This is a genomic window from Falsihalocynthiibacter sp. BN13B15 (assembly GCF_041205415.1).
GTDB lineage: Bacteria > Pseudomonadota > Alphaproteobacteria > Rhodobacterales > Rhodobacteraceae > Falsihalocynthiibacter > Falsihalocynthiibacter arcticus.
This window is the reverse complement of the sequence record NZ_JBGFCE010000058.1, coordinates 1-1,075: the sequence shown is the minus strand read 5'-3', so window position 1 is coordinate 1,075 and position 1,075 is coordinate 1. Positions and strand designations below refer to the sequence as shown.

The window sequence follows — 1,075 nt, the reverse complement described above, 5'->3', positions numbered from 1 at the left end:
CGAAGTTTGGCGGCATGCCCTCTCAGTGATGCAAGCATCACCTGCCGGGTAATAGATGCGTCTTTGATCACAGAGATGAAGGATATGGCGGAGCAAAACCGCCGCCTCAAAAGGATGTATGCTGAGATGAGCATGCAGAATGACTTGCTGAAGGAAGCTCTTGGAAAAAAGCGCTGAGGCCGTCTCTGAGGCGAGAACCTCTCAGTGAGTGTGCCACTCACCTGCCGGTCAGTGGATGGCCATGAATGCGGTTGCACGAGACGGGGCCAGTATTTCGCTGGCCTGCCGTGCATTTGAGATCAGCGAGACCTGTTATCGTTACAGCCCAATCCTGAGCGACGAGAACGAAGAGATCTCCGACTGGTTGGAACGCCTGACCGAGAACAAACGCACCTGGGGATTTGGCCTATGCTTTTTGTATCTGCGCAACGTTCAAGGATACGGATGGAACCATAAGCGCGTGTACCGAATTTACTGCGAACTGGAGCTGAACCTGCGCATTAAGCCTAAGAAACGACTGAAGCGGGACCAGCCTGAGCCGTTGGCGGTGCCTGACAGGCCGAATGAGACATGGTCGATGGATTTCATGGCAGATCAGCTGGCTGATGGCAGGTCAATCCGGACATTGAACGTCTTGGATGACTTTAATCGTGAGGGTCTTTGCATTGAGGTGGATTTTTCGTTGCCTGCCGAGCGTGTTGTACGCAGCCTAAATCAGATCATTGAATGGCGAGGGAAACCGAAAGCGATCCGCGTCGACAACGGCCCGGAATATGTCAGTGGAAAGCTGATGGAATGGGCCGAGAAGCAAGGTGTTCGGCTTGAATACATTCAACCTGGCAAGCCGCAGCAGAACGCCTACATCGAGCGTTACAACCGCACTGTGCGTAGCGAATGGCTCAGCCAATACATCTTTGAAACCATCGAAGAGGCACAGGATCAGGCCACGGAATGGCTCTGGACATACAACAACGAGCGACCCAACATGGGCATCGGCGGCATCACACCCGCCATGAAACTGAAAATGGCCGCGTAAATTCTACGGCTGGACCCCATTAAAAATGGGGGGATTACC

The 1,075-nt window shown here is 53.3% G+C and carries 1 pseudogene; it reads left to right on the top strand.

Annotated elements, in window-relative coordinates:
* Window positions 1-1,036, top strand: a pseudogene (locus AB9F26_RS22110) (IS3 family transposase); the annotation flags it as partial.
* Window positions 1,037-1,075 lie beyond the last annotated feature (39 nt).